The sequence below is a fragment of the Massilia sp. METH4 genome (assembly GCF_037094685.1).
Classification (GTDB): Bacteria; Pseudomonadota; Gammaproteobacteria; order Burkholderiales; family Burkholderiaceae_D; genus Rugamonas.
In genome coordinates, this window is record NZ_CP146614.1 from 422,443 (window position 1) to 447,592 (window position 25,150).

Here is a 25,150-nt window from a genome sequence, read left to right on the forward strand (position 1 = left end):
TTGAAAAGGGAAGCCACGGCTTCCCTTTTTTTTCGCCATGCCCCCTGCCCCCTCTTTCTCTACCGCGCTGCGCTACTGGCTGAAGCTGGGCTTCATCAGCTTTGGCGGCCCGGCCGGCCAGATCGCGATGATGCATGCCGAGCTCGTGGAGCGGCGCCGCTGGGTTTCCGAGCAGCGCTTCCTGCATGCGTTGAACTATTGCATGTTGCTGCCGGGGCCGGAGGCCACGCAGCTGGCCGTCTACATCGGCTGGTTGCTGCACCGGGCACGCGGCGGCATCGCGGCCGGCGTGCTGTTCCTGCTGCCCTCGCTGCTGATCCTGATGGGGCTGGCTTGGATCTACCTCGCGTTCGGCCACCTGCCCGCCATCGCGGCGGTGCTGTATGGTATCAAGCCAGCCGTCGTGGCGCTCGTGCTCGCTGCCACGTGGCGCATCGGGCGGCGCACGCTGAAGAATGCCCTGCTCGCAGGCCTGGCCTGTGCCGCCTTCCTGGCCATCATGCTGGACGTGCCCTTCCCGGCGGTCGTGCTGGGCGCGGCCGTGCTCGGCTGGCTCGGCGCGCGGCAGCGGCCGGAAGCATTCATGCCGGGGGCACCCGGCCACACGAAGGCATCATCGACGCTCCGGGGCGCCGTGATCGACGACCATACGCCAACGCCGCCGCATGCCCGCTTCACATGGGGCAAGCTTGCCGCCGCCTCCGCCTTGGGCGTGGCCATCATGGCGGCCAGCTGGCTGGCCGTGGCAGCGCTGACGGGCCTGACCAATCCACTCGCGCAGATGGGCTGGTTCTTCACGAAAGCCGCGCTGCTCACGTTCGGCGGCGCCTATGCGGTGCTGCCGTACGTTTACCAGGGCGGCGTGGAAACCCACGGCTGGCTGACGGCGGCACAGATGATCGACGGCCTGGCGCTGGGCGAGACCACGCCCGGCCCGCTGATCATGGTGAACGCCTTCGTGGGTTTCGTCGGCGGCTGGACACACCTGGTGCTGGGCAACCCGGTCGCATCCGGCATGGCGGGCGCGTTTGTCGCCGCCTGGTTCACGTTCGTGCCCTCGTTCATCTTCATCCTGGCCGGCGGGCCACTCGTGGAAGCCACGCGCGGCAATATCCGCATGACGGCGCCGCTGACGGCCATCTCGGCCGCCGTGGTCGGCGTGATCGCCAGCCTGGCCGTTTTCTTCGGCAATCACGTGTTCCATGGCGGGGGGCAGTGGGATTGGGCCGCGGTGGCGATCGCCGCGGTGGCCGCCTGGGCGTTGTTGCGGTGGCAAACGGGCCCCGTAAAGTTGCTCGCGGGCTGTGCGATCGTCGGCCTCGTGCTACATTACGCCTTTGGAATCAATGCCTTAGTGCAGTTTAAATAATACTGCCCAGTTAATCCGCTCGATGAGCATAGTTGAGTAAATGACCGAAAAGATCATCATCCTGTCCGATGGCCGCAGCCGGCCGCCGGCGATCCCGGCGTCGATCGAAGCGCCCACCGGGGAAGTGCGCGATCGCCTGGCGCGGCCCCTGCGCGACCTGCGCATCTCGATCACGGACCGCTGCAACTTCCGTTGCGTGTATTGCATGCCGAAGGAAGTGTTCGACAAGGATTACCAGTACCTGCCCCACTCCTCGCTGCTCACGTTCGAGGAAATCACGCGCGTGGCGCGCCAGTTCGTGGCCCACGGCGTGGAAAAGATCCGCCTCACGGGTGGCGAACCCCTGCTGCGCAAGAATATCGAACGGCTGATCGAGATGCTGGCCGCGCTGCGCACCGTTGACGGCAAGCCGCTCGACCTGACGCTGACGACGAACGGCTCGCTGCTGGCCCGCAAGGCGAAGGCGCTGAAGGATGCCGGCCTGCAGCGGGTAACGGTATCGCTGGACGCCCTGGACGACGCGACGTTCCGCGCCATGAATGACGTGGACTTCGCCGTCGCCGACGTGCTGGACGGCATCGAAGCCGCCCACGCGGCGGGCCTGGGGCCCATCAAGGTCAATATGGTCGTCAAGGCCGGCACCAACGAGCAGGAAATCCTGCCGATGGCGCGACACTTCCACGGCTCGCCACACATCCTGCGCTTCATCGAGTTCATGGACGTGGGTGCCTCGAACGGCTGGAATATGAAGGATGTGATTCCCTCGGCCGAGATCGTGCGCCGGATCGGCGCCGAATTGCCGCTGGTGCAGGCCGACCCGAACTACACGGGCGAAACGGCGGCGCGCTGGCGCTATGCCGATGGCGGCGGCGAGATCGGCGTCATTTCCAGCGTGACGCAGGCGTTTTGCCGCGACTGCACGCGGGCCCGCCTGTCCACCGAGGGCAAGCTGTACACCTGCCTGTTCGCTACCCAGGGCCACGACTTGCGTGCCCTGCTGCGCGAAGGCCGCAGCGACGAAGAGCTGGCCGGGGCGATCGGCGCCCTGTGGCAGGCCCGCGGCGATCGCTATTCGGAACTGCGCACGATCAATACGGACGGATTGCCGGGCAGCCGCGGGCGCAAGGTCGAAATGTCCTATATCGGAGGGTGATTTGAGAGACGACGACGTCAGCGGCCTCATCTTCGCGGGCGGCCGCGGCAGCCGCATGGGCCATGTGGACAAGGGCCTGCAACCGTTCCGCGGCGCGACGCTGGTGGCGCATGTGCTGCGCCGCCTGGCCCCGCAGGTGGCGGCGGTGACGATCAGCGCCAACCGCAACGGCGACACTTATGCGGCGCTAGGCGCCATGGTGTTGCCCGATGAGCTGGCAGGTTTCGAGGGGCCGCTGGCCGGCCTGCAGACGGGCTTGCGCCACTGCGCGACGCCCCTGCTGGCCACCGTGCCGTGCGACTCGCCCTTCGTGCCGGAAGACCTGGTGCAACGGTTGCGCGAGGCATTGCGCGCGCAGGATGCCGACCTGGCCATGGCCGTGACGATGGAAGCCGATGACGCCGGCGCCGCGCGCAAGCAGCCGCATCCCGTCTTTGCGCTGATGAAGACGGCCGTGCTGCCCCGGCTCGACGCCTACCTGGCCGCCGGCGGCCGCAAGATGGATGGCTGGCACGACGGCCTGAAGGTGGCCGAAGTGCTGTTCAACGACGCCGCCGCATTCCGCAACATCAATACGCTGGACGAACTGGCGCGCGAAGACCGCGCGCAAAGCCTGCAGGAACTCACCGCGGACCTGGATCCCGGCGCAATGCCCGTGCGGCGCGCGCGACAGGTCATCGAACAATTCGTGCGCCCCGTGCGCGGCGTGGAAATGGTGGCGCTGCGCGCCGCCCTGGGCCGCGTGCTTGCCGAGGACGTGATCTCGCCGATCAGCGTGCCCGCCCACGACAATTCGGCGATGGATGGTTTCGCCTTCGACGGCGCCCAGTTGTCGCCGGACCATGCGACCAAGCTGAAAGTGATCGGTACCGATTTCGCCGGCCGCCCGTCCGGCCTGGTACCCGGCCCCGGCCAGTGCCTGCGCATCATGACCGGCGCGGTGATGCCTTCAGGCTGCGACACGGTGCTGCCGCAGGAACATGCGGCCGGCGTCGAGGATGACTGGGTGACCATCGCCCCGCGCAGCATCCGCCCGGGCGACAATCGCCGGCTGAAGGGCGAAGACCTGATGGAAGGCCGCGCGGCGCTCCCGGCCGGCAAGATCGTGCGCCCCGCCGACCTGGGGCTGATCGCCTCGCTCGGCATGGCCGAGGTGCCCGTACGGCGCCGGCTGCGCGTGGCGTTTTTCTCCACCGGCGACGAATTGCGCTCGGTTGGCGAACCCCTGGCGCAAGGCTGCGTGTACGACAGCAACCGCTACACGCTGTTCGGCATGCTCACGCGCCTGGGCTGCGAGCTGGTGGACATGGGTATCGTGAAGGATGACCCGGCCGCGCTGGAAGCGGCGCTGCGCGACGCCTGCCAGAGCGCGGACGCGATCGTGACGTCGGGCGGCGTGTCGGCCGGCGCCGCCGACTACACGCGCGATATCATGGCGCGCCTGGGCGAGGTGGCATTCTGGACGATCGGCATGCGCCCCGGCCGCCCGATGGCCTTCGGCCGGATCGGCGCGGATGGCCACGACGCCTTCCTGTTCGGCCTGCCCGGCAATCCGGTGGCCGTGATGGTCTCGTTCTACTTCTTCGCCCGCCCCGCCCTGCTGCGCATGATGGGTGCCGACGCCCCGGCCGACCTGCTGGTGCAGGCGCGCTCCGCCCAAGCCATCCGCAAGCGGCCGGGCCGCACCGAATTCCAGCGCGGCATCCTCTCCGTGGCGCCGGACGGCACGCGCGAAGTGCGCATCACCGGCGCCCAGGGGTCGGGCATCCTGCGCTCGATGACCGAGGCCAATTGCATCGTCGTGTTGCCGGATGAGCGCGGCAATATAACGGCTGGGGACCTAGTCGAGGTGTTGATGTTCGAGGGGCTGGTTTAGGCCTGGGTACGCTGGTCCGGTTTTCACGTTTCTATGCAAAAGCGCGAATTTTTTAACGTTTTGGGATTTGTTCCAACGTTTTTATGGGAGACCGAAGGCGTTTAAACGGTATTGGTACGGGAATTACAATGAATATGCCTGACCGGCCGGTGGGATATACGTGGCTCATCAGGGAGCTGGGCCTTACTGCATTCCCATTGTCGCACGAGTCGTACATCGGTGCCCGTGCGCCTTCGGATGTAACCGAGCCAGGGCTAGTGCAGGAAATTTTTCAACCGAACTACTGGCCCGGTGACGATGCGTTCGATCACCTTGTGTTCGCCCTCAAGTACGACGATTTCAATCTTGATGTCCTTGATCAGTCCTTCGCCAGACTGGGCACTCCCCGCATCCTGGCCTATGTGGAAAGCCGCATACCTGCTGCATGCGGTGGAACAGACGATCAATACCGAACTCGTCACCGAAATCATGTTCATCCGCGGCTATGACCAGGCCAAGTTATCGATCCGCGATGTAGTGGACATGCCTAATGCACGCCTCGACATGTTGATCAAGCTGCTGTACCAGAACAACGGGACACTTTCGAAAGGCAAGCGGTTACAGTTCGAGGAACTTACCGACGAGGAACTGGCACGGATCGAAGCCGTGTTCCAGGCCGCTTTCACCGAGCAGACGTTAGACCTCGACGGAGCGGTGCGTTGATGCGGATCCGCGGTCTTGCTTGCGAGCCGCTCACCGCGCATTCTCGCTTCCCATCGCCCCCTCCCCGAACAAGCGCGCATCCATCACCTTCACCTCCGCCGCGATGCGCGGCACAAAATCCATCCGCGCCAGGATATCCCGCCCGATATCGATACCCGGCGCCACCTCGCACAACTCCAGCCCCTGCGGCGTCAAGCGGAACACGCACCGCTCCGTGACGAACAGCGCCTCCTGCCCCCGCTCCAGCGCGACGGCGCCGCTGTAGGTGCGGTGCTCGACTTCGTGCACGAACTTGCGCGATTCGCCTTCCCGCACGATGCGCAGGCCGCCATCGCCGATCGCCACTTCGAGCGAGCCGGCCGTGAACGTGCCGATGAATACCACCTTGCGGGCGCTCTGGCTGATGTTGATGAAGCCGCCGGCACCGGCCAGCTTGCGGCCGAACTTGCTCACGTTCAGGTTGCCGTGCCGGTCGGCCTGCGCCAGGCCGAGGATCGCCACGTCGAGGCCACCGCCGTCGTAGAAGTCGAACTGGTACGGCTGGTCGATGACGGCGTCGGGGTTTACCGTGGCGCCGAAGTCCAGGCCGCCCGCCGGCATGCCGCCAATGACGCCCGGCTCGGCCGTCAACGTGAAGCGGTCCAGCATGCCTTCCTCGGCCGCCACCGCGGCCACGCCCTCGGGCATGCCGATGCCGAGGTTGACGATGTCGCCGTCGGCCAGCTCCAGCAACGCGCGGCGCGCGATCACCTTGCGGGCCGATAGCGGCATGGGGGCGTAGCTGTCCAGCGGCACGCGCAGCTCACCCGCGAAGGCGGGATCGTAGGGGGTGCCGAAGGTTTGCATGTGGTATTCCGGCTGCTCGGCGACGACCACGCAATCGACCAGGATGCCGGGGATGCGCACCTGGCGCGGCGGCAGCGTGCCGCAGGCGGCCAGGCGCTCGACCTGCACGATGACGATGCCGCCGCTGTTGTGCGCGGCCATGGCGATCGCCAGCGCTTCGAGCGTGAGGGCTTCGCGCTCCATCGTCACGTTGCCGGCGCTGTCGGCCGTGGTGCCGCGGATGATCGCCACGTTCACGGGGATGGCCTTGTAGAACAGCCATTCGTGGCCGCCGATCGTCGTCAGTTCAACCAGATTCTCGACGGTGCGGGCATTCACCTTGCCGCCGCCGTGGCGCGGATCGACGAAGGTACCCAGCCCCACGTGCGTGAGCAGGCCGGGCTTGCCGGCGGCCGTGTCGCGGAACAGCTGGCTGATCACGCCTTGCGGCAGGTTGTAGGCCTCGATGCGGTTCTCGATGGCGAGGTGCTGCAGCTTCGGCACCAGGCCCCAGTGGCCGCCGATCACGCGTTTCACCAGGCCCTCGTGGCCGAAGTGGTTCAGGCCGCGCTCGCGGCCGTCGCCCTGGCCGGCCGCGTACAGCAGCGTGAGGTCGCGGGGAGTGCCCTGCGAAGTGAAACGCCGTTCCAGCACCACGGCGATGTTCTCGGCGAAGCCCACGCCGACGAAGCCGCCGGTGGCGACCGTGTCGCCATCGCGTATCCTGCCGACCGCCTCCTGCGCACTGACGACCTTGTTGCGATGGCTCGGCATGGCGGCCTCCTCAGTTGTCCGTCGCGTCCAGTTCGTGTTCGACCTGCCGGCCCAGCAACAGTTCCGCCGCCTCGGCCGGCAGCGCCTCGACGGATTTCAATTTCCTTGCCATCTGGCGGCTGCGCACTTCCGCCGACTCGATGTTCTTCGCCGCCCGCTCGAGCGTGGTCCTGGTCGCCGCCAGCACGTCGCCGAACTTGGCGAACTCCGTCTTCACGGCGCCCAGCACCTGCCACACTTCGGACGAGCGTTTTTCCAGCGCCAGCGTCCGGAACCCCATCTGCAGGCTGTTCAGCAGGGCCGACAGCGTGGACGGCCCGGCGATGCTGATGCGGTTCACCCGCTGCAATTCGTCCGCCAGGCCCGGGCGGCGCATCACTTCCGCGTACAGCCCTTCGGTGGGCAGGAACAGGATCGCGAAATCGGTCGTCTGCGGCGGGCACAGGTATTTTTCCGCGATGGTCTTCGCTTCCACCCGCACGGCCCGCTCCAGCTCGCGGCCGGCCAGCGCCACGCCATCGGCATCGGCCCGCTCGGCCGCCTCCAGCAGGCGCTCGTACTGCTCCTTCGGGAACTTGGCGTCGATCGGCATCCACACGGGTGCCGCCCCGTCCTTCTGGCCCGGCAGTTTCAACGCGAATTCGACCCGCGCGTTGGTGCCGGCCACCGTTTCCACGTTTTTAGCATATTGATCGGGCGTCAGCACTTGTTCGAGGAGCATTTCAAGCTGTACCTCGCCCCATGTGCCGCGCGTTTTCACATTGGTGAGCACCCGTTTCAGGTCGCCCACGCCCAGCGCCAGCTGCTGCATTTCGCCCAGCCCCTGGTGCACGCGCTCCAGGCGCTCCGAGACTTGCCTGAACGACTCGGTCAGCCGCGATTCCAGCGTGGCGTGGAGTTTCTCGTCGACCGTCTGGCGCATTTCCTCCAGCCGGGCCGAGTTATCGGTTTGCAAGTCGCGGATGCGCGTTTCCAGCGTGACGCGCACCTCGGCCATGCGGCGCGCATTCGATTCGGTGAGCACCTCGATCTGGCGGCGCATGGCATCGAGCTGCTGCACCGTGGCCGCATGCGACTGCGCCAGCGTGTGGCCCATCTCCTGCCGCTGCGCCTGGGCGGTGGTTTGCAATTGCATGCGCACTTCGCGCTCGACGCGTTCGAGCCGTTCGCCGATGTCGTTCGCGTCCCTGGCGCCATTGCCGCGCAACAGGGTGACGACCTGGAGGACGAGGATGGCGACGGCCAGCGCCAGCAAGGCATAGATTTCCATGATGCTAAGGCTGGTTCAGTCCGCTTTATTGCGCATCCAGTCGGCCGTCTGATAGAACGATTGCATCAAGCGCAGGCGCAGGTCCTCGGGAATGCCCACGTCTTCCATCGCCCATGCCATGGCGCGCAGCCACTGGTCGCGCTCGCTGCTGCCCACCGGGAAGGGCAAATGGCGGGCGCGCAGCCGCGGGTGGCCGAACTGTTCCTGGTACAGGTCCGGGCCGCCCATCCAGCCGGTCAGGAACCAGTAGAGCTTGTCCCGCGAGCCATCGGTGGACGGCGGGTGCATGCCGCGGATGCCGGCGAATTCCGGCTCCAGCTCCATCAGGTCGTAGAAACGGTCGACCATCTCGCGGAGCTTGTCGGCGCCGCCGATGACTTCGAAGAGGGTACGTGATTCGGTGCGTGATTCAGTCATAGTTGCCATGATAGCGCACTGCACGTAAGCCGATTGATCCAAATCAATCGCCGTTGCGATACCGCTCAACATGGCTGGGTTTGATAGGAAGATGGTTGCTTGTCTCGAGCCATTCACACAGCCATGCGTCACGATGCCTTCGAACGTGCGGCCGGCAGCTTCATCGGCCGGCTGGTGCGGCGCCACCGCGGCGGCGAGCGTGCGGCCATCCAGGCGTTTCTCCTGGGCTGGCTCAGCGTCATCCTCCACCCCCTCTACTTCGTGGTGTTCACGTGGGTCTTCCCGCAACACTACGAAAGCCCGGCGGCACGCCTGCTGGGCACTGCGCTGGGCGCGGCCGGCATTGCGGCCGCGCGCTACCGTACCCGGTGGTGCGAGTTGTACGTTCCGGTAGCGCTCACCTGGCAGTTGCCTTTCTTCGCCGCCTACATGTTCATGATGAACGGGGCCTCCAGCGCATGGACGCAATGCCTGACGGTGATGATCGTGGGACTGTTTCACTTCCCGACCGGGCTTGCCTTGCGCTGCTATGCGGCCGGCATCGTGCTGGCCTGCCTGGGCGTCGCGGTGCAAGGCCAGGGGCACGTGATCCTGTCGGACGGCGTGCTGGAGCAACTGCCGGTGCACGCGATGATCATCCTTGTGCTGGGCATTGCGCGCTTTTCCCGGGTGGCGCTGGAACAGGAAAAAATGGCCGGCCTGGGCGAAGGACTGGGCGCCGTGGCGCACGAGATGCGCACGCCGCTGGCCAGCATGGAAGCGAACGTGCGGGGTCTGACGCGCATGCTCCAGGCGCTGCCCGCCGGGCAACCAGAGGATGTCCGCCAGGCGATGGGTCGCGTGCAGTACGAAGTGCGCCACATGAACCACCTGATCGACCTGTTCCTGCTGTCGGCCAATGCCGTGCGGCGGCGCCACGAACCGTTCGAGACGGTATCGATGGCCGATGCGGTGCAGGCCGTGCTGCGCCGCTATCCGTTCACCAGCCCGGAGCAGAGCGAGGCCGTCACGGTCGAGGTACGCGGCAATTTCCGCTTCGCCGGCCAGCACGAGCTGACCGTCGTCATCCTGCTCAACCTGCTGCGCAATGCGCTGAAGGCGATCCACCGCGCCGGCAAGGGGCGGGTGCGCATCGTCGTCGACGGCAACCGCAAGTCGCCCAGGTTGCTGTTCATCGACACGGCGTGCGGCATCGCGGCGCGCCGGCTACCGCTGATCTTCCAGCGCTTTTATGCCTACCCGGCCCACAATGGCACGGGGATCGGCCTGGCCCTGTGCCGCCAGATCATGCGCGCGTGGAACGCGGAAATCCGCTGCGTTTCCCGCGAGCACGCCTATTCGATTTTCGTGCTTGAATTTCCCGTCCAGCGCAGCGCCAAGCAAGCAGGTGACTCATGAGACTTCCCATCCTTTCCCATCCGACCACGGTCGTGCTGGTGGACGACAGCGACTCGTTCCTGAAAAGCCTGTCGTTCCAGCTCGACCCGCTGCTGCCGAGCAAGACCTTTCACGACACGACGGTGGCCCTGGACTGGTTCGCGCGCAGCACCCGGCGCGAAGACTTGCCGCTGCACGTGGATTTCGACAGCCTGAACCAGTCGCCCGACCAGCCGAACGTGGCGGTGGACATGCGCCGCATCCACCGCGTGTGCGAGCAGCCGCTGCGCTTCACGATTCCCTCCGTGCTCGTGGTCGATTACTCGATGCCGCAGATGAATGGCGTGGAATTCTGCGAAGCCTTGCAGCACCTGCCCACGAAGAAAATCCTGTTCACGGGCGCGGCGGATGAAAAGATCGCGGTGGACGCGTTCAACCGCGGCCTGATCGACCGCTACATCAAGAAGAGCGACGATGACGCGCTCGACCGGCTGGAAGTCGAGATCGGCAATATGCAGCGCGCCTTCTTCCTCGATTACGCGCAAACGCTGGCCGACATGCTGGCGCTGCACGACTACAGCTTCCTGCGCTGCCAGGCGATGGCAGCCGTGATGCAGGACCTGTACCGCCGTCACGGCTTCGTGGAGCATTACCTGTACCCCGGCCCGGCCGGCATCCTGTTCTTCGACCGCTACGGCCGCGCCAAGCTGATGGTGATCGAGACGGAACAGGGCATGTGTGCCCAATACGAGGTGGCGCGCGACAACGATGCGCCGCACTCGCTGCTGCTGGCGCTGTCCGAACGGCGCGTGCTGCCGTTCTTCCCGCCCGGCGACGGCATGTATTCGACGGAGGCGGGCGACGAATGGCATCGCCACTGCCGTGCGCCACAGGTATGCATGGGGCGCGAGAAGTATTACTGGGCGCTGTTCGACTTTCCCGAACATTACCTGGCAGCGCCGCCAGCGCCGTTCGAACAATTTCTCAACGCCCGGCAGGGGGTGCTGGCGGCCTGAGCCACGGGCTGGTGTCGGACATCTTTTCCGGGCGGGTTATCCGGAAAAGGTGTGCGACACCGGTGTTCGCCTGCCGGCGATTGCTTCAGGGGAGAACCGGTGTCGTACACTTTTTCCGGGAACGGCGCCCGGAAAAAATGTTCGACACCAGGGCTGCCGCCTATGCCTCGCGCAGGGTCTGCAACGGCGGCTGCCGCAGCACGTTGCGCAAGCCCAGCCAGCCGCCGATCGCCGCGCACAGCGCGCCCACGGCCACGCCGGCCATCCAGGCGGCCGGGCTGAACACCCAGTCGAACTTGAACTGGTACTTCGCCAGGCCCCAGCCCATGGCGGCGGCGCCGGTGGCGGCCAGCAGGCCGGCCAGCGAGCCGACCAGCAGGAATTCGATCATCTGCGCGCGGGACAGCTGGCTGCGGGTCGCGCCCAGCGCGCGCAGCAGGCCCGACTCGCGGGTGCGCTCATCCTGGGAACCCATCAGCGCCGCGTACAGCACCAGCAGGCCGGAAGCAAGCGTGAAGCCGAACAGGAATTCCACCGCCTGGATCACCTGGTCGAGCACGGACTGGATCTGGCGCAGCACGCCGCCCACGTCGATCACGGTCAGGTTCGGATAGTCGCGCGACAGCCGCGTGCCCAACGCGGTGAACTGCTTCGGCAGGTGGAAGGCGGTGATCCACGTCTGCGGCGTATCCTCCATCGCGCGCGGATTGATGATGACGAAGAAGTTCACGCGCATCGACCCCCATTCCAGCTTGCGCAGGCTGGTGATCTTCGCTTCCACCGGCGAGCCGGCGATATCGAAGCGCATGGTGTCGCCCAGCTTCAGGCCCAGCGTTTTCGCCAGCCCTTCCTCGACGGAAGCCTCGGCGCTGCCGGGTGCGTCGCCGTACCATTTGCCGGCCGTGATCCGGTTCTGCGAGGGCAGCTCGGCCATCGTCGACAGGTTGAACTCCCGCTCGGCCAAGCCGCGCGCGCGCCCCTCCGGGTACGTGGCCGGCGTGATCGGCTTGCCGTTGACGGCCGCCAGGCGGCCCCGGATCATCGGATACAGCGGCGCTTCGTGCGCGCCGCCGGCGCGCAGCTTCGCGGCGATTTCCTCCTTCTGGTCCGGCTGGATATTGATCACGAAGTGGTTCGGCGCATCCGCCGGGGTGGCGTTGCGCCAGGAAGTCATCAGGTCGTCGCGCACGATCGTCAGGACCAGCAGCGCCATGAGGCCCAGTGCCAGCGACACGACCTGCACCACGGTGGCGCCAGGGCGGCGCTGAAGCGACGTGACGGCGAAACGCCACGCCGGATGCTTCAGCGAGGTGCGCAGCGATTTCAACGCCGCCAGGCCGCCGAAGCCGGCCAGCGCGAACACGCCGAACGCGCCGACGAAGCCGAGCGCGGTGTACAGCGCCAGCTTCAGGTCGCCCGCCTGCCACAGCAGCAGCACGACAAAGGCGGCCAGACCGAGGCCATAGGTGGCCAGCGCCATCGGCTGCGGCGGCGCCTGCTCGCGGCGGATCACGCGGTTGTGCGGCACATTGCGCAGTTGCAGGATCGGCGGCAGCGCGAAGCCGGCCAGCAGCAGCATGCCGGTCGCCAGTCCCTGCAGGGCGGGCTTGATCGACACGGGCGGCAGCTCGGCCTGCACCAGGCGGCCCAGCAGCTCGAGCAGCACGAAGTGGCTGGCAAAGCCGACCAGCACACCGATGAGGCTGCCCACCAGGCCCACCAGCAGGAATTCGATCAGGTAGATGGCCGTCACCTGGTTCTGCGTCAGGCCCAGGCAGCGCAGCATGGCGCAGGCATCCAGGTGGCGCAGCATGAAGCGGCGCGCCGCCATCGCCACCGCCACGGCGGCCAGCATCGCCGACAGCAGCCCGACGAGCGACAGGAAGCGGTCGGCCCGCTCCAGCGTCTCGCGCATCTCGGGGCGGCCCTCTTCCAGCGTGTCGATGCGGATATTGCGCGCCTTGCCGGCGCCGATCTCGCCGCGCAGCCATTCGGCGTATCGCGCCACGGCGGCACGGCCGTCCGGCCCTTCGCCCGCCGCCAGCAGGCGGTAGGTGATGCGCGAGCCCGTCTGCACCAGGTTGGTCTTGGCCAGCTCGTCGAGCCGCAGCATGACGCGCGGCGCGAAATTGGCGAACCCGGTGCCGCGGTCCGGTTCGGCGGCAATCAGCTGGGCGATGCGGAACGTGGCGTCGCCCACGCGCACCTCGTCGCCCACCCTGGCGTTCAGCGCGCGCAGCACCGCCACGTCGACCCATGCGGTACCGGGCGCCGGGATATCGGCCGTGGGAGTGCCCACGTTGTCGTTGGCCTGGTCCGGATCGGTCGTCACCTTCAGGCGGCCGCGCAGCGGATACCCGGCGCTGACGGCCTTCAGCGAACCGAGCACCGATTGCGCCGCCTCGCCCTCGCCCGCCTGGGCCATGCTGGGGAAGATGGCCGTGTCGGCCAGCACGAGGCCGCGGCGCGTGGCTTCCTCGCGCCACGCGGCGGGCAGCGGCTGGTCGCCGGCGATCACGAGATCGGCCCCCAGCAACTGGTGCGCATCGCGGTCCAGGCCGGCGCGCAGGCGGTCGATGAAGAAGCCGGCCGCCGACAGCGCGGACACGGCGACGATCAGCGCGACCAGCAGGAAGCGCAGCTTGCCCGCGCGCCAGTCGCGCGCGGTCATGCGGAGGGCTTGGAGGAACATGGGTGTGTAAGTAAACAGGGTTCTCGTTAAGCCTGGAGAGCTACCGCGGACGAGGCCCCCAGGGATCCGGCAGGAATGCCGGCTGCCAGGCCGGCACCGCTACGCTGATCAAGGAGCAGTGCTCCCTGAAATTCCTGCTTCGCCCCGGCATCGGCCTTGGGTCAAATGCCGGCACTGGCTAAGTGTGCCGAGTCAGAAATTCGTTGATCAACGAATGTCCGATTCACCGCACTAGACTACATCGAACGCCGCAAAATAGGCATCCACCTCATCGAGGAACTTCTGCTTTTGCTCCGCCGGCAGGAACGAGGCGGCGAAGCCGTTCTTCGCCAGGTCGTGCGCGTGCTGCAGGCCCAGCGGCAGCGAGTCGAACGCGGCCAGGAAGTTCTCGTTCAGGTAGCCGCCGAAATACGCCGGGTCGTCGGAATTGATGGTGACGACCACGCCCGCGTCCAGCAGGGTCAGCAGGTTATGCTCCTTCATCGTGTCGAACACGCGCAGCTTGATGTTCGACAGCGGGCACACCGTCAGCGCCATCCTTTCGGCGGCGATGCGGCGCGTGAGCGCGGCGTCTTCCAGGCAGCGCACGCCGTGGTCGATGCGCTCGACGTGCAGCACGTCCAGCGCCGACCAGATGTACTCCGGCGGGCCTTCCTCGCCGGCGTGCGCCACCAGGTGCAAGCCCAGCTCGCGGGCGCGCGCGAAAACGCGCGTGAATTTTTCCGGCGGGTGGCCCACTTCGGAGGAATCCAGGCCCACGCCGATGAACTTGTCGCGGTACGGCAGCGCCGCCTCCAGCGTGGCCAGCGCATCATCCTCGGAGAGGTGGCGCAGGAAGCACAGGATCAGCGTGGCGGACACGTCGCTGTCGGCACAGGCGCGGTGGATGCCATTGATCACGTCGCCGATCGGCACGCCGCGCGAAGTGTGCGTTTGCGGATCGAAGAAGATTTCGGCGTGGCGCACGTGATCGGCCTTGGCGCGCGCCAGGTAGGCGGCGGTCATGTCATAAAAATCCTGCTCCTTCAGGAGCACGCTGGCGCCGGCATAATAAATATCGAGGAACGACTGCAAATCCTTGAAGGCATAGGCGGCGCGCAGGGCTTCGACCGATGGATACGCGAGCTGCACGTTATTGCGCTGCGCCAGCGCGAAAATCAGTTCGGGTTCCAGCGAACCTTCGATGTGGATGTGCAGTTCGGCTTTCGGCATGTTCTGCACGATGTGACGGAGTTGAGTATTCATGGGGTTCCTTTGTTCGCTGATAGGCGGCATCTTAGCGCAAGATCAAATGTTTTTTCATGCCCTCTCCTTCCGCACGGTTTGCATGGCGTTCAGCACGGCTTTAACAACCATGCTACTGTGACGTCAAGCGTGAAGGTAATGGCAACAATGCCGTGAGAGGCATCAACCGTGCGCACGTTTGTCCTTGCGGATCAGGGTCTTGGAGAAGAAATTGACGATGCTGGATAACCTTTTGACTTCCTGCACCAATAGCGCAATAATCAATTTCACAAGCGTAAGATGCGTTTCGGCGCACACACACGCAGGCCGGCACCCTTCCACAGCGCGGCAAATAAGAAAACTCGGCTCACGGCGCGCGCAACGCACGCCAAAGTCAGAAGCCGAAGGTACCGGACAATCAAGGAGCAGCACACACACGATCAAAAGGATCAGGCCGACAGCCTTGCACGACGACTGCCGACCACGGTAAGGGAGCCTGACGAACCGCCCCGCCTCGCCACATGGCGGCTTCGCGATGGCGACGCAGGATCGACGGCCCCCCGTAACTAGCAGGCTTACATCAGAGGACATGCACATGACCATCTTTGACACTTACGCAGCACGGTACGAGCGCACCCGGGAAGAGGAAATGTCCCTTTCCGAATATCTGCAGCTTTGCAAGAAGGATCACCTGACCTACGCGACGGCGGCGGAGCGGATGCTGGCTGCGATCGGTGAGCCGACGCTGGTCGACACGCGCAACGATACCCGGCTGTCCCGTATCTTCGCCAACAAGGTCATCAAGATCTATCCCGCCTTCCGCGAGTTCTACGGCATGGAGGAAGTGATCGAACAGGTGGTGTCCTACTTCCGCCACGCCGCCCAGGGCCTGGAGGAACGCAAGCAGATCCTGTATTTGCTGGGCCCGGTTGGCGGCGGCAAGTCGTCGATCGCCGAAAAACTCAAATCCCTGATGGAACAGGTGCCGTTCTACTGCCTGAAGGGTTCGCCGGTGAACGAATCGCCGCTCGGCCTGTTCAACGAGGCCGAGGACGGCGTGATCCTGGAAGAGGATTACGGCATCCCGCGCCGCTACCTGCGCAGCATTCCGAGCCCGTGGGCAGTGAAGCGGCTGCATGAATTCAACGGCGACATCAACCAGTTCCGCGTGGTCAAGCGCTACCCGTCGATCCTGAAGCAGATCGCGATCTCGAAGACCGAGCCGGGCGACGAGAACAACCAGGACATTTCCTCGCTGGTCGGCAAGGTCGATATCCGCAAGCTCGAGGATTACGCGCAGGACGATCCGGACGCCTACAGCTACTCCGGCGGCCTGTGCCTGGCGAACCAGGGCCTGATGGAATTCGTGGAGATGTTCAAGGCGCCGATCAAGGTGCTGCACCCGCTGCTGACGGCCACCCAGGAAGGCAACTACAAGGGCACCGAAGGCTTCGGCGCCATCCCCTTCGACGGCGTGGTGCTGGCGCACTCGAACGAATCGGAGTGGAAGAGCTTCCGCAACAACCGCAACAACGAGGCATTCCTCGACCGTATCTACATCGTGAAAGTGCCGTATTGCCTGCGCGTGTCGGACGAGATCAAGATCTACGAGAAACTGCTGCGCAACTCGTCGCTGGCCGAAGCGCCGTGCGCGCCGGGCACGCTGCGCATGATGTCGCAGTTCGCCATCCTGTCGCGCCTGAAGGAGCCGGAAAACTCGTCGATCTTCTCCAAGATGCTCGTCTACGATGGCGAGAACCTGAAGGATACCGATCCGAAGGCGAAGTCGATCCACGAATACGTCGACTATGCCGGCGTGGACGAAGGCATGAACGGCCTGTCGACGCGCTTCGCGTTCAAGATCCTGTCGAAGGTGTTCAACTTCGACTCGACCGAAGTGGCGGCCAACCCGGTGCACCTGCTGTACGTGCTCGAGCAGCAGGTCGAGCGCGAGCAGTTCCCGCCGGAGACGGAACAAAAATACTTCTCCTATATCAAGGAGCACCTCGCGCAGCGCTACGTGGACTTCATCGGCAAGGAAATCCAGACGGCCTACCTGGAGAGTTACTCCGAATATGGCCAGAACATCTTCGACCGTTACGTGACGTTCGCCGACTTCTGGATCCAGGACCAGGAATACCGCGATCCGGATACGGGCGAGAGCTTCGACCGCGAATCGCTCAATGCAGAGCTCGAGAAGATCGAGAAGCCGGCCGGCATCAGCAATCCGAAGGATTTCCGCAACGAGATCGTCAACTTCGGCCTGCGCGCCCGCGCCAACAACGGTGGCAAGAACCCGGCCTGGACGTCGTACGAGAAATTCCGCAGCGTGATCGAGAAGAAGATGTTCTCGAATACGGAAGAACTGTTGCCGGTGATCTCGTTCAACGCCAAGGCCAGCGCCGAGGATGCGAACAAGCACGCCGATTTCGTGGCCCGGATGGTGGAAAAAGGATACACCGCCAAGCAGGTGCGGCTGCTGTGCGAGTGGTATCTGCGCGTACGGAAATCGTCGTAAGGCTCAAAGTGCCATAATAGGCCGAAGGGTTTCATCAGCTATCCGGTTGAGCCACGCTCCCGGCCTACAGACGTATCGGGGCCTTGCATGACCGTCGCGCGCGGCAGCAGTTTGCGTTGAAGCGCGCGGCAGGTCGGGCAAGGCCCCACTAAGGAGGAATCTTTGGCTTACCTCATCGACCGTCGTTTGCAAGGCAAGAACAAGTCCGCGGTCAACCGCGAGCGGTTCCTGCGGCGCTACAAGGCCCAGATCAAGGACGCGGTCGGGCGCGCCATCAAGGGCCGTTCGATCACCGACATCGAAAATGGCGAGAAGGTCTCGATTCCCGTCAAGGACGTGAACGAGCCCACCTTCGGGCACGCCCATGGCGGCGTCTGGGAAGTCGTCAATCCCGGCAACCAGGAATACCAGAAGGGCGACCAGATCGCCCGGCCCAAGGGCGGCGGCGGTTCCGGCCGCGGCAAGGCGGGCAACAGCGACCAGACCACCGAGGATGACTTCATCTTCGAACTGTCGCGCGAGGAATTCATGAATTATTTCTTTGAAGACCTCGAACTGCCGAACCTCGTCAAGACGCAGCTCACGGCAACCACCGATTTCAAGAGCCAGCGTGCCGGCTACACCGTGTCCGGCACGCCCAGCAATATCCACGTGCTGCGTTCGCTGCGCGGCGCGCTGGGGCGGCGCATCGCCGTGGGCGGCCCTTCGCGCCGGCAGCTCGCGGAGGCCGAGCAGGAGCTCGAAGCGCTGCTGCTGGCAGATGTCCCGCTGGACGACTTCCGCGTCGTCGAGCTCAAGAAGAAAATCCACCACCTGCACACGCGCCTGCTGGCGATCCCGTTCATCGATCCGTTCGACCTGCGCTACAGCAACCGCATCAAGGTGCCGAAGCCGATGACGCAGGCCGTGATGTTCTGCATCATGGACGTGTCGGGCTCGATGGACGAGCAGCGCAAGGATACGGCGAAGCGCTTCTTCATCCTGCTGTACCTGTTCCTGAAACGGGTCTATGACAAGATCGAAGTGGTCTTCATCCGCCACCACACCGCGGCGGCCGAGGTGGACGAACACGAGTTCTTCCATTCGCGCGAGTCGGGCGGCACCGTGGTGTCCTCCGCGCTGAACCTGCTGAACAAGATCATCGACGAGCGCTACGGCGCGGGCCAGTGGAACAGCTATGTCGCCCAGGCGTCGGACGGCGACAACTGGGACAACGACTCGGTGCTGTGCCGCCAGCTGCTTACCAACACGATCATGCCGAAGGTGCAGTACTACACCTACGTGGAAATCACCGACGGCCCGCCGCAGAACCTGTGGGAACAATATGCGCAGGTGCCGGACCACCACCAGCACTTCGCCATGCAGAAGATTGTCACGCCGGCTGATATTTATCCGGTATTCCGCGAACTGTTCAAGAAGCAGCCCAAATAATGAACCAGATGATGAAACGCCCGCCGCATCCTCGTGCGCTGCCGGAGCAGTCGGAATGGACGTTCGAGCTGATCGAACAGGCGCACGAGGAAATCAAGCGCGTGGCCGAGAATTTCGGCCTCGACACCTACCCGAACCAGCTGGAAATCATCACGGCCGAGCAGATGATGGACGCCTACACGTCCGTCGGCATGCCCGTCTCGTACAGCCACTGGTCGTTCGGCAAGCACTTCCTGTCCACCGAAAAGGGCTACAAGCGCGGCCAGATGGGCCTGGCCTACGAGATCGTCATCAACAGCAATCCCTGCATCGCCTACCTGATGGAGGAAAACAGCCTGACGATGCAGGCGCTGGTGATCGCCCACGCCGCCTACGGCCACAACTCCTTCTTCAAGGGCAATTACCTGTTCCGCACCTGGACGGATGCCGAGGCGATCATCGATTACATGGTGTTCGCCAAGAACTACATCGCCGAATGCGAACAGCGGCACGGCATCGATGCCGTCGAGCTGCTGCTCGATTCCTGCCACGCGATCCAGAATTACGGCGTGGACCGCTACAAGCGGCCGGCCAAACTGTCGCTCGCCAAGGAGCAGCAGCGCCAGAAGGAGCGCGAAGCCTACCTGCAATCGCAGATCAACGAGCTGTGGCGCACGGTGCCGAAAAAGCCGGAAGAGGAAGCAGTGGCGCAGGCCCCCTCCCGCTTCCCGCCCGAGCCCGAGGAGAACCTGCTGTACTTCATCGAGAAGTACGCGCCGCTGCTGGAACCCTGGCAGCGCGAACTGGTGCGCATCGTGCGCAAGATCTCGCAGTACTTCTACCCGCAGCGGCAAACCCAGGTGATGAATGAGGGCTGGGCCACCTTCTGGCACTACACGATCCTGAACCAGCTGTACGACGAAGGCGTGATCGGCGACGGCTTCATGATGGAATTCCTGAAGAGCCATACGAACGTGGTCTACCAGCCGCCGGTGCACAGCCCGTACTACAACGGCATCAACCCGTATGCGCTCGGCTTCGCGATGATGACGGACATCCGCCGCATCTGCGAGAACCCGACGGCCGAGGACCGCGAATGGTTCCCGGACATTGCCGGCAGCGACTGGCGCAAGACGCTCGACTTCGCCATGCGCAACTTCAAGGATGAAAGCTTCATCGCGCAGTTCCTGTCGCCGCGGCTGATCCGGGATTTCCACTTCTTCGCGGTACTGGACGACGACCGCAACGAGAAGCTGTCCGTCTCGGCGATCCACGACGAGATGGGTTACCGCTACGTGCGCCAGCAACTGGCCGACCAGTACAACCTTGGCAACCGCGAACCGAACATCCAGGTCTGGTCCGTCAACACGCGGGACGACCGCGCGCTCACGCTGCGGCACACCCAGTTCAACCGCCGCCCCTTGAACCAGCAGGCACACGAGGTGCTCAAGCACGTCGCGCGGCTGTGGGGCTTCGACGTCCACCTGGACACGGTCTCGCCGGAAGGCAAGTTGATCAGCACGCTGGAGTGCAAGCGCGAAAAGCGCGGTCGCCTGATCTGAGTTCCCCCCATCCGGCAGCCGGCAGCGGCTGCCGGAAGTTTCCCTGCCCCCCGCGGTGCCATTCTGCCCGCAATCCCGCCTTCGCCAGGCCAGCCCTGGATCTCTCATCAAGCTGATCGAAAACCCGGTGCCGGCACGCCGGGACATGATTACACTTTTTACCGGTGCTCATGCCGGGCTCACATCCACGCAGCAATGGGCAAGCCGGCGTCAGGGACAAGAGGGTGGGTGTCGCCTCGCCTAACGCGACCGCTCATCCGCTCAATATGGCTGAGCGAAAATTCGGCGGCACGGGTTGGATTGCAGGATTTTCCAGCTTTTCGCGGGGTCCCCCCTAGATTTCGGCGGCGAACCAGCTAAAATATGGTAGCGCAACCACTGGTCTGACCGCATTTCGCGACCGGCTGGACCGGCCCTACATTTCCGAACGGTTGAGCTGCTTTTTCTGTAGTGAAGTTTCAAGCTTGTTTTTTTTGCATGCGCATGCTCCACGGGCGCCGGATTTGCATATACTGAAGTGTCCGAGATAACGCTCCCATTATTAAGAAATAGCAATTTCTCATACCAAATTTTACACAGCCAGAAGGGGGGATCGCCTGCAGAAAATTTTGTTTTTTTCGCATTCGGAAAACTTCATGGCACCGTTTATATGGCTTGCACAGCATTGGTCAGCGGTGCCCTCAGACGGGCGCCAGATTGGTGCAAGGATGCACCTAAGGGCATGAAAATTAACCATTTTTTTGAGCCCAAAATTCTATGTACAATGAAGAAATCGTATGTATAATTCGCCGACGTCCCGGATGCGGCTGTAGCTTTGTGTCGCTATTTTGGGGTTCAAGTAGAGTAGGTATTGGAGAAAGCAGGCATGAATTTTAGTGATAACGGGAAGGTCAAAAAGAACTATACCGGGGTCGTGGTAGTGGTGGCCTTGCACCTTTTGGCTGCTTACGGGATCGTGACTGGCTTGGGCAAGAAGGTGTTCACCAAGATGATGGAACCGGTGGAGACCAAGATCATCGAAGAGGTCGCCCCACCTCCACCGAAGGAGCTGCCACCACCGCCGCCGCCTCCGGAAATGCAAGCACCGCCTCCGCCGTTCATTCCGCCCGTCGAAGTGAACGTGCAGCAGCCGCCGCCGCAGCAGAACGTGATCGCGAACGCGACGAACCAGGCTCCGCCGACGCGGGAACTGGCACCGCCTGCGCCGCCGGCACCTCCGGCACCGCCAGCGCCTCCGGCCCAGTCCGTACGTGTTCCTGCAGTGGCTGACTTCAGCACCTGCGCGAAACCGGAATGGCCGAAGTCGTCGCTGCGTAACGAAGAAACGGGCACGGTAACCTTATCGTTCCTGATTGGAGTCGACGGCCGCGTCGCCGACTCCAAGATCGTGAAATCCAGTGGCTTTAGGGATCTTGATAAGGCTGCTGTGGTAGGTATCGGCAAGTGCAAGTTCAAGCCGACCATGGTTGACGGCAAACCGGAACAAGCGTGGATGCAAATGCAATACGTCTGGACGCTGGAATAACCCGAGACGACCCCACCGTCTCACCTAGTAATTTTCGTTGTCGTTACGTTCAGCGAACTGATCTTTTATAAATTTGGAGGAAGCATGTTTAAGAATACCCGTTTGTCCGCTGTACTGGCCGCTGTGCTGTTCTCGGTGACCGCAGCATCCGCCCTGGTCAGCGCGCCGGCGATGGCCGACGCTCCTGCCGCGGCCGCCGCTGACGCACCTGCGGCAGCTCCGGCAGCGGATGCGGCAGCAGCACCGGCAGCCGACGCAGCAGCTCCGGCAGCGGCTGACGCAGCCGCGCCTGCGGCAGCCGAAGGCGCCCATGGCGGTGCCGGCAATAAAGAAGAAGTGGAAAACCCGTTCGGCCCGAAGGCTGTGTGGAACTCGGGCTGGGTGGCACGCGGCTCGATCATCATCATGTCGATCATGTCGATCGGTACCTGGTACATCCTGATCACCAAGCTGATCGACCAGGCCAAGATCATGCGTCAGGCAAAAGAAGCCCAGGCCAAGTTCTGGAAAGCTTCGTCGATCTCCGCCGGTACCGCCACGCTGGCTGAAGGCTCGCCGTTCCGCTTCATCGCTGAAACCGGCACCAAGGCATCCGGCCACCACGACGGCGCCCTGCTGGAGCAGATCGACCTGTCGACCTGGGTGACGATGTCGATCCAGCGCGCTGTCGACAAAGTGCAGTCCCGCCTGCAGGATGGCCTGTCGTTCCTGGCAACCGTCGGCTCGACCGCACCGTTCATCGGTCTGTTCGGTACCGTGTGGGGTATTTACGGTGCACTGACCAACATCGGTATGACCGGTAACGCGTCGATCGACAAGGTTGCAGGTCCGGTGGGTGAAGCACTGATCATGACGGCATTCGGTCTGGCAGTCGCAGTTCCGGCCGTTCTGGGCTACAACTGGTTGGTGCGTCGTAACAAGTCCGCAATGGAAGAAGTGCGTTCGTTCTCGGCTGACGTGCACTCCGTGCTGATCTCCGGCGCCATGTCGACCGCTGACTCCGCACGCGCTGCCAAAAAAGTAGGCTAATACCATGTCGATGTCCGTAGGCTCCGATACCGGAGGCGAAGAAACAGTCATGTCGGAAATCAACACGACGCCCCTCGTGGACATCATGTTGGTTCTGCTGATCATCTTCCTGATCACGAGCCCGGTCGTTCTCAAACTGCAGAAGATCACTCTGCCGGCAGAGATCAACCAGGCGATCCAAACGAAGCCGGAGAATGTCAACATCGTCGTCAACAAGGATGGTGACATCTACTGGAATCAAAAGAAAATGGCGGACACGAATGAGTTGTTCGATTTTCTGAAGGTCGAGGCCGTGAAGGTGCCGCAACCCGAAGTGCACGTGCGTGGCGACAAGGAAGCCAAGTACGAGTCCATCGGCCGCGTGATCTTCACGACCCAGCGTGCCGGCATCCAGAAGGTTGGTTTCATCACCGAACCGCCTGACAAGATGTAAGGCCCCTGCCCGGCCGGTCCAGCAATGTACTGGCCGGGCAGTCTTTGAAAGGGAACACACCCATGAGTATGAATGTCGGTTCGGGTAGCGCGTCAGCAGCGGATCCGGAACCAATGATGGAAATGAACATGACACCGCTCATCGACGTGATGCTGGTGCTGATCATTATGCTGATTATTACGATCCCCAAGGCCAACCACTCGGTGAACTTGAACATGCCGGTGGGCACCCCACCGCCATCGACGGCGGAACCGGTGGTCGTGCAGATCGACGTTGACTTCGACGGCACGATCCTGTGGGACGGCCAGGTCGTTCCGGATCGCGCAACGCTGGAACAGAAGCTGATGAACGTCGCGGCACAGGCTGACCAGCCGGAAGTGCACCTGCGTCCCAACAAGCTGGTCGAGTACAACGCCGTTGCCGGCGTGATGGCTGCGGCACAGCGTCTGGGCGTGACGAAGATTGGCCTGGTCGGCAACGAGCAGTTCCAGTAATAGCCTGCAAGCTGCTGGACACGTGTCGAAGCTCCCCCATGAAAATCGCGGTACCTCGGTACCGCGATTTTTGTTTGTGCGGAGCCCCCGCGAAACTGAAGAGTACAACCCTTTATTTTCCACGATAGGCGGGTTATGCTGCCTGTTCTTGTTTTTTGATGAAAGATACCTCGCTTATGTCCAAGTTCCGTCTCGCCCATCTCGGCCTGGTGATGGCCGCCATCGGTTTTAGCGCAGCAGCTCCCCTGGCCGGCCTGGTGCCTGCCGCGTATGCTGCCGATGCGGTACGTGCCGAAGTGGGCAAACCCCTGCAGGAAGCACAGCGCCTGCTGAGCGGCAAGAAGGCCAAGGAGGCGCTCGCGAAGCTGAAAGAAGCGGACGCCGTCAACAACAAGACTGAATTCGAGAAGTACCAGATCGAGCGCGTGCGCGCCGCCGCCGCCAGCACGGCCGGCGATAACGCCACCGCCATCAAGGCCTTCGAAGCCCTGCTCGCGTCGTCGCGCCTGCCGGCCGCCGAGCGTCCGAAGTTCAACGAAGGCCTGGCCGGCATGTACTACCGCGCCAAGGATTACCCGAAAGCGATCACCGCCATCCAGGCAGTGCTGAAGGACAACCCGAACAATACGCAGATGCAGCAGCTGCTGACGCAGACCTACTTCATCAGCGGCCGCAACAATGAAGCGATCGCGCAGCTGAAGTCGGGCAAGCAGACCGAGCAGAGCCTGCAGATGCTGGCCAACATCCAGCTGAAGCAGAACGACAAGAACGGCTATGTGCAAACCATCGAGAAGCTGGCCGCCAGCTACCCGAAGCAGAGCTACTGGGCCGACCTGCTGAACCGCGTCCAGGGCAAGACGGGCTTCTCCCGCACCCTGAACCTGGACGTGCTGCGCCTGCGCCTGGCCCTGGGCCAGCTGAGCAAGCCTGCCGAGTTCATGGAAATGGGCCAGCTGGCACTGCAGGCGGGTAACGCGCCGGAAGCGATCAAGATCATCGACGCCGGCTACAAGAAGGGTGCCCTGGGCACCGGCGCCGACGCCGGCCGTCACCAGCGCCTGAAGGACCTGGCCAACAAGACCCTGGCGGACAACCAGGCTGCACAGGCCACCCACGAGGCCAATCTCATCAAGGAGAAGGATGCGGACGGCCTGTTCAACATGGGTTATGCGCTCGTGTCCGCCGGCCAGGCCGACAAGGGCATCGCCCTGATGGACCAGGCCATGAAGTTCGGCACCGCGCGCCGTCCGGAAGAAATGAAGCTGCACTACGGCATCGCCCTGTTCAACGCCGGCAAGAAGCAGCAAGCAGTCTCCGCACTGAAGGACGTGAAAGGTACCGCCGGCGAGGCCGACCTGGCCCGTTACTGGACCATGTACATCAACAACCCGAACATTGCCGCGTAAGCCGCGCAGCACACTCGGCAAAGCGCCGCCCTGCCCCGTGCAGGCGGCGCTTTTTTATTGCCACGGGCGCCGCGCTCT

The 25,150-nt window shown here is 63.8% G+C and carries 18 protein-coding genes and 1 pseudogene; 14 read left to right on the forward strand and 5 right to left on the reverse strand.

Annotated elements, in window-relative coordinates:
• Positions 1-37: 37 nt before the first annotated feature.
• From chrA to V6Z91_RS01970, 4 genes are all read left to right on the forward strand, one after another.
• A complete protein-coding gene (chrA, locus tag V6Z91_RS01955) occupies positions 38-1,369 on the forward strand; it encodes a chromate efflux transporter (RefSeq protein ID WP_338765937.1) in 1,332 nt (443 codons plus the stop codon).
• A 40-nt stretch (positions 1,370-1,409) separates the two neighbouring features.
• A complete protein-coding gene (moaA, locus tag V6Z91_RS01960; protein ID WP_338765939.1) occupies positions 1,410-2,522 on the forward strand; it encodes a GTP 3',8-cyclase MoaA in 1,113 nt (370 codons plus the stop codon).
• A 1-nt stretch (position 2,523) separates the two neighbouring features.
• A complete protein-coding gene (gene glp, locus V6Z91_RS01965; protein ID WP_338765941.1) occupies positions 2,524-4,398 on the forward strand; it encodes a gephyrin-like molybdotransferase Glp in 1,875 nt (624 codons plus the stop codon).
• 297 nt (positions 4,399-4,695) lie between these two features.
• The gene (locus tag V6Z91_RS01970; RefSeq protein WP_338765944.1) at positions 4,696-5,100 is read left to right on the forward strand and encodes a hypothetical protein; all 405 of its coding nucleotides are present in this window, start codon (positions 4,696-4,698) and stop codon (positions 5,098-5,100) included.
• A gap of 48 nt (positions 5,101-5,148) precedes the next feature.
• On the opposite strand, the pseudogene V6Z91_RS01975 reads toward V6Z91_RS01970, so the two are convergent.
• The 3 genes and pseudogenes from V6Z91_RS01975 to V6Z91_RS01985 all read right to left on the reverse strand — a co-directional run.
• Positions 5,149-6,699, reverse strand: a pseudogene (locus V6Z91_RS01975) (acyl CoA:acetate/3-ketoacid CoA transferase); the annotation flags it as partial.
• Positions 6,700-6,709: 10 nt separating this feature from the next.
• Positions 6,710-7,969 (reverse strand): DNA recombination protein RmuC, encoded by a 1,260-nt coding sequence (gene rmuC, locus V6Z91_RS01980; protein WP_338765947.1) that lies wholly within the window; start codon positions 7,967-7,969, stop codon positions 6,710-6,712.
• Between the two features lie 15 nt (positions 7,970-7,984).
• Positions 7,985-8,386 (reverse strand): group II truncated hemoglobin, encoded by a 402-nt coding sequence (locus V6Z91_RS01985; protein ID WP_338772144.1) that lies wholly within the window; start codon positions 8,384-8,386, stop codon positions 7,985-7,987.
• Positions 8,387-8,509: 123 nt separating this feature from the next.
• Here V6Z91_RS01985 and V6Z91_RS01990 point away from each other — a divergent pair, with 123 nt between their 5' ends.
• A complete protein-coding gene (locus V6Z91_RS01990; protein ID WP_338765950.1) occupies positions 8,510-9,784 on the forward strand; it encodes a HAMP domain-containing sensor histidine kinase in 1,275 nt (424 codons plus the stop codon).
• On the forward strand, positions 9,781-10,779 hold the full coding sequence (locus tag V6Z91_RS01995) for a response regulator (RefSeq protein ID WP_338765953.1): 999 nt from the start codon (positions 9,781-9,783) through the stop codon (positions 10,777-10,779). Before V6Z91_RS01990 ends, V6Z91_RS01995 begins: the two co-directional genes overlap by 4 nt.
• Positions 10,780-10,939: 160 nt before the next feature.
• Here the strand turns inward: V6Z91_RS01995 and V6Z91_RS02000 are convergent, their stop codons facing one another.
• The gene (locus tag V6Z91_RS02000) at positions 10,940-13,471 is read right to left on the reverse strand and encodes an FtsX-like permease family protein (protein WP_338765955.1); all 2,532 of its coding nucleotides are present in this window, start codon (positions 13,469-13,471) and stop codon (positions 10,940-10,942) included.
• A gap of 231 nt (positions 13,472-13,702) precedes the next feature.
• Positions 13,703-14,716, reverse strand: coding sequence for an adenosine deaminase (locus V6Z91_RS02005; RefSeq protein ID WP_338765957.1), 1,014 nt, complete (start codon positions 14,714-14,716; stop codon positions 13,703-13,705).
• 574 nt (positions 14,717-15,290) lie between these two features.
• Between V6Z91_RS02005 and V6Z91_RS02010 the strand changes: the two genes are divergently transcribed.
• From V6Z91_RS02010 to V6Z91_RS02045, 8 genes are all read left to right on the forward strand, one after another.
• Positions 15,291-17,213, forward strand: coding sequence for a PrkA family serine protein kinase (locus V6Z91_RS02010; protein WP_338765960.1), 1,923 nt, complete (start codon positions 15,291-15,293; stop codon positions 17,211-17,213).
• A gap of 162 nt (positions 17,214-17,375) precedes the next feature.
• Positions 17,376-18,644 carry a YeaH/YhbH family protein gene (locus tag V6Z91_RS02015; protein WP_338765963.1) on the forward strand — a complete coding sequence of 423 codons (1,269 nt, stop codon included), beginning with the start codon at positions 17,376-17,378 and terminating at the stop codon, positions 18,642-18,644.
• A gap of 8 nt (positions 18,645-18,652) precedes the next feature.
• Positions 18,653-20,185 carry a SpoVR family protein gene (locus V6Z91_RS02020; protein ID WP_338772145.1) on the forward strand — a complete coding sequence of 511 codons (1,533 nt, stop codon included), beginning with the start codon at positions 18,653-18,655 and terminating at the stop codon, positions 20,183-20,185.
• A gap of 865 nt (positions 20,186-21,050) precedes the next feature.
• Entirely contained in the window at positions 21,051-21,710 is a 660-nt protein-coding gene (locus tag V6Z91_RS02025) for an energy transducer TonB (RefSeq protein WP_338772146.1), read from the forward strand.
• An 84-nt stretch (positions 21,711-21,794) separates the two neighbouring features.
• Complete coding sequence (locus V6Z91_RS02030) at positions 21,795-22,739, forward strand: MotA/TolQ/ExbB proton channel family protein (RefSeq protein WP_338765966.1); 945 nt, start codon at positions 21,795-21,797, stop codon at positions 22,737-22,739.
• A gap of 4 nt (positions 22,740-22,743) precedes the next feature.
• Positions 22,744-23,172 (forward strand): biopolymer transporter ExbD, encoded by a 429-nt coding sequence (locus tag V6Z91_RS02035; protein WP_338765969.1) that lies wholly within the window; start codon positions 22,744-22,746, stop codon positions 23,170-23,172.
• Positions 23,173-23,234: 62 nt separating this feature from the next.
• Positions 23,235-23,666: a biopolymer transporter ExbD gene (locus V6Z91_RS02040; protein WP_338765972.1), complete on the forward strand. Its 432-nt coding sequence runs from the start codon at positions 23,235-23,237 to the stop codon at positions 23,664-23,666.
• A gap of 176 nt (positions 23,667-23,842) precedes the next feature.
• Entirely contained in the window at positions 23,843-25,072 is a 1,230-nt protein-coding gene (locus V6Z91_RS02045) for a tetratricopeptide repeat protein (RefSeq protein ID WP_338765975.1), read from the forward strand.
• The last annotated feature ends 78 nt before the right edge of the window (positions 25,073-25,150 follow it).

Bases quoted from the DNA above. Each gene is read 5' to 3' on its own strand.
- V6Z91_RS02030 (WP_338765966.1), top strand. From the start codon at position 21,795: ATGTTTAAGAATACCCGTTTGTCCGCTGTACTGGCCGCTGTGCTGTTC.
- V6Z91_RS01990 (WP_338765950.1), top strand. From the start codon at position 8,510: ATGCGTCACGATGCCTTCGAACGTGCGGCCGGCAGCTTCATCGGCCGG.
- chrA (WP_338765937.1), top strand. From the start codon at position 38: ATGCCCCCTGCCCCCTCTTTCTCTACCGCGCTGCGCTACTGGCTGAAG.
- V6Z91_RS02040 (WP_338765972.1), top strand. From the start codon at position 23,235: ATGAGTATGAATGTCGGTTCGGGTAGCGCGTCAGCAGCGGATCCGGAA.
- V6Z91_RS01995 (WP_338765953.1), top strand. From the start codon at position 9,781: ATGAGACTTCCCATCCTTTCCCATCCGACCACGGTCGTGCTGGTGGAC.
- V6Z91_RS02010 (WP_338765960.1), top strand. From the start codon at position 15,291: ATGACCATCTTTGACACTTACGCAGCACGGTACGAGCGCACCCGGGAA.
- V6Z91_RS01985 (WP_338772144.1), bottom strand. From the start codon at position 8,386: ATGACTGAATCACGCACCGAATCACGTACCCTCTTCGAAGTCATCGGC.
- V6Z91_RS01970 (WP_338765944.1), top strand. From the start codon at position 4,696: ATGCGTTCGATCACCTTGTGTTCGCCCTCAAGTACGACGATTTCAATC.
- rmuC (WP_338765947.1), bottom strand. From the start codon at position 7,969: ATGGAAATCTATGCCTTGCTGGCGCTGGCCGTCGCCATCCTCGTCCTC.
- V6Z91_RS02020 (WP_338772145.1), top strand. From the start codon at position 18,653: ATGATGAAACGCCCGCCGCATCCTCGTGCGCTGCCGGAGCAGTCGGAA.
- V6Z91_RS02035 (WP_338765969.1), top strand. From the start codon at position 22,744: ATGTCGATGTCCGTAGGCTCCGATACCGGAGGCGAAGAAACAGTCATG.
- moaA (WP_338765939.1), top strand. From the start codon at position 1,410: ATGACCGAAAAGATCATCATCCTGTCCGATGGCCGCAGCCGGCCGCCG.
- V6Z91_RS02005 (WP_338765957.1), bottom strand. From the start codon at position 14,716: ATGAATACTCAACTCCGTCACATCGTGCAGAACATGCCGAAAGCCGAA.
- V6Z91_RS02045 (WP_338765975.1), top strand. From the start codon at position 23,843: ATGTCCAAGTTCCGTCTCGCCCATCTCGGCCTGGTGATGGCCGCCATC.
- V6Z91_RS02025 (WP_338772146.1), top strand. From the start codon at position 21,051: ATGAATTTTAGTGATAACGGGAAGGTCAAAAAGAACTATACCGGGGTC.
- V6Z91_RS02000 (WP_338765955.1), bottom strand. From the start codon at position 13,471: ATGTTCCTCCAAGCCCTCCGCATGACCGCGCGCGACTGGCGCGCGGGC.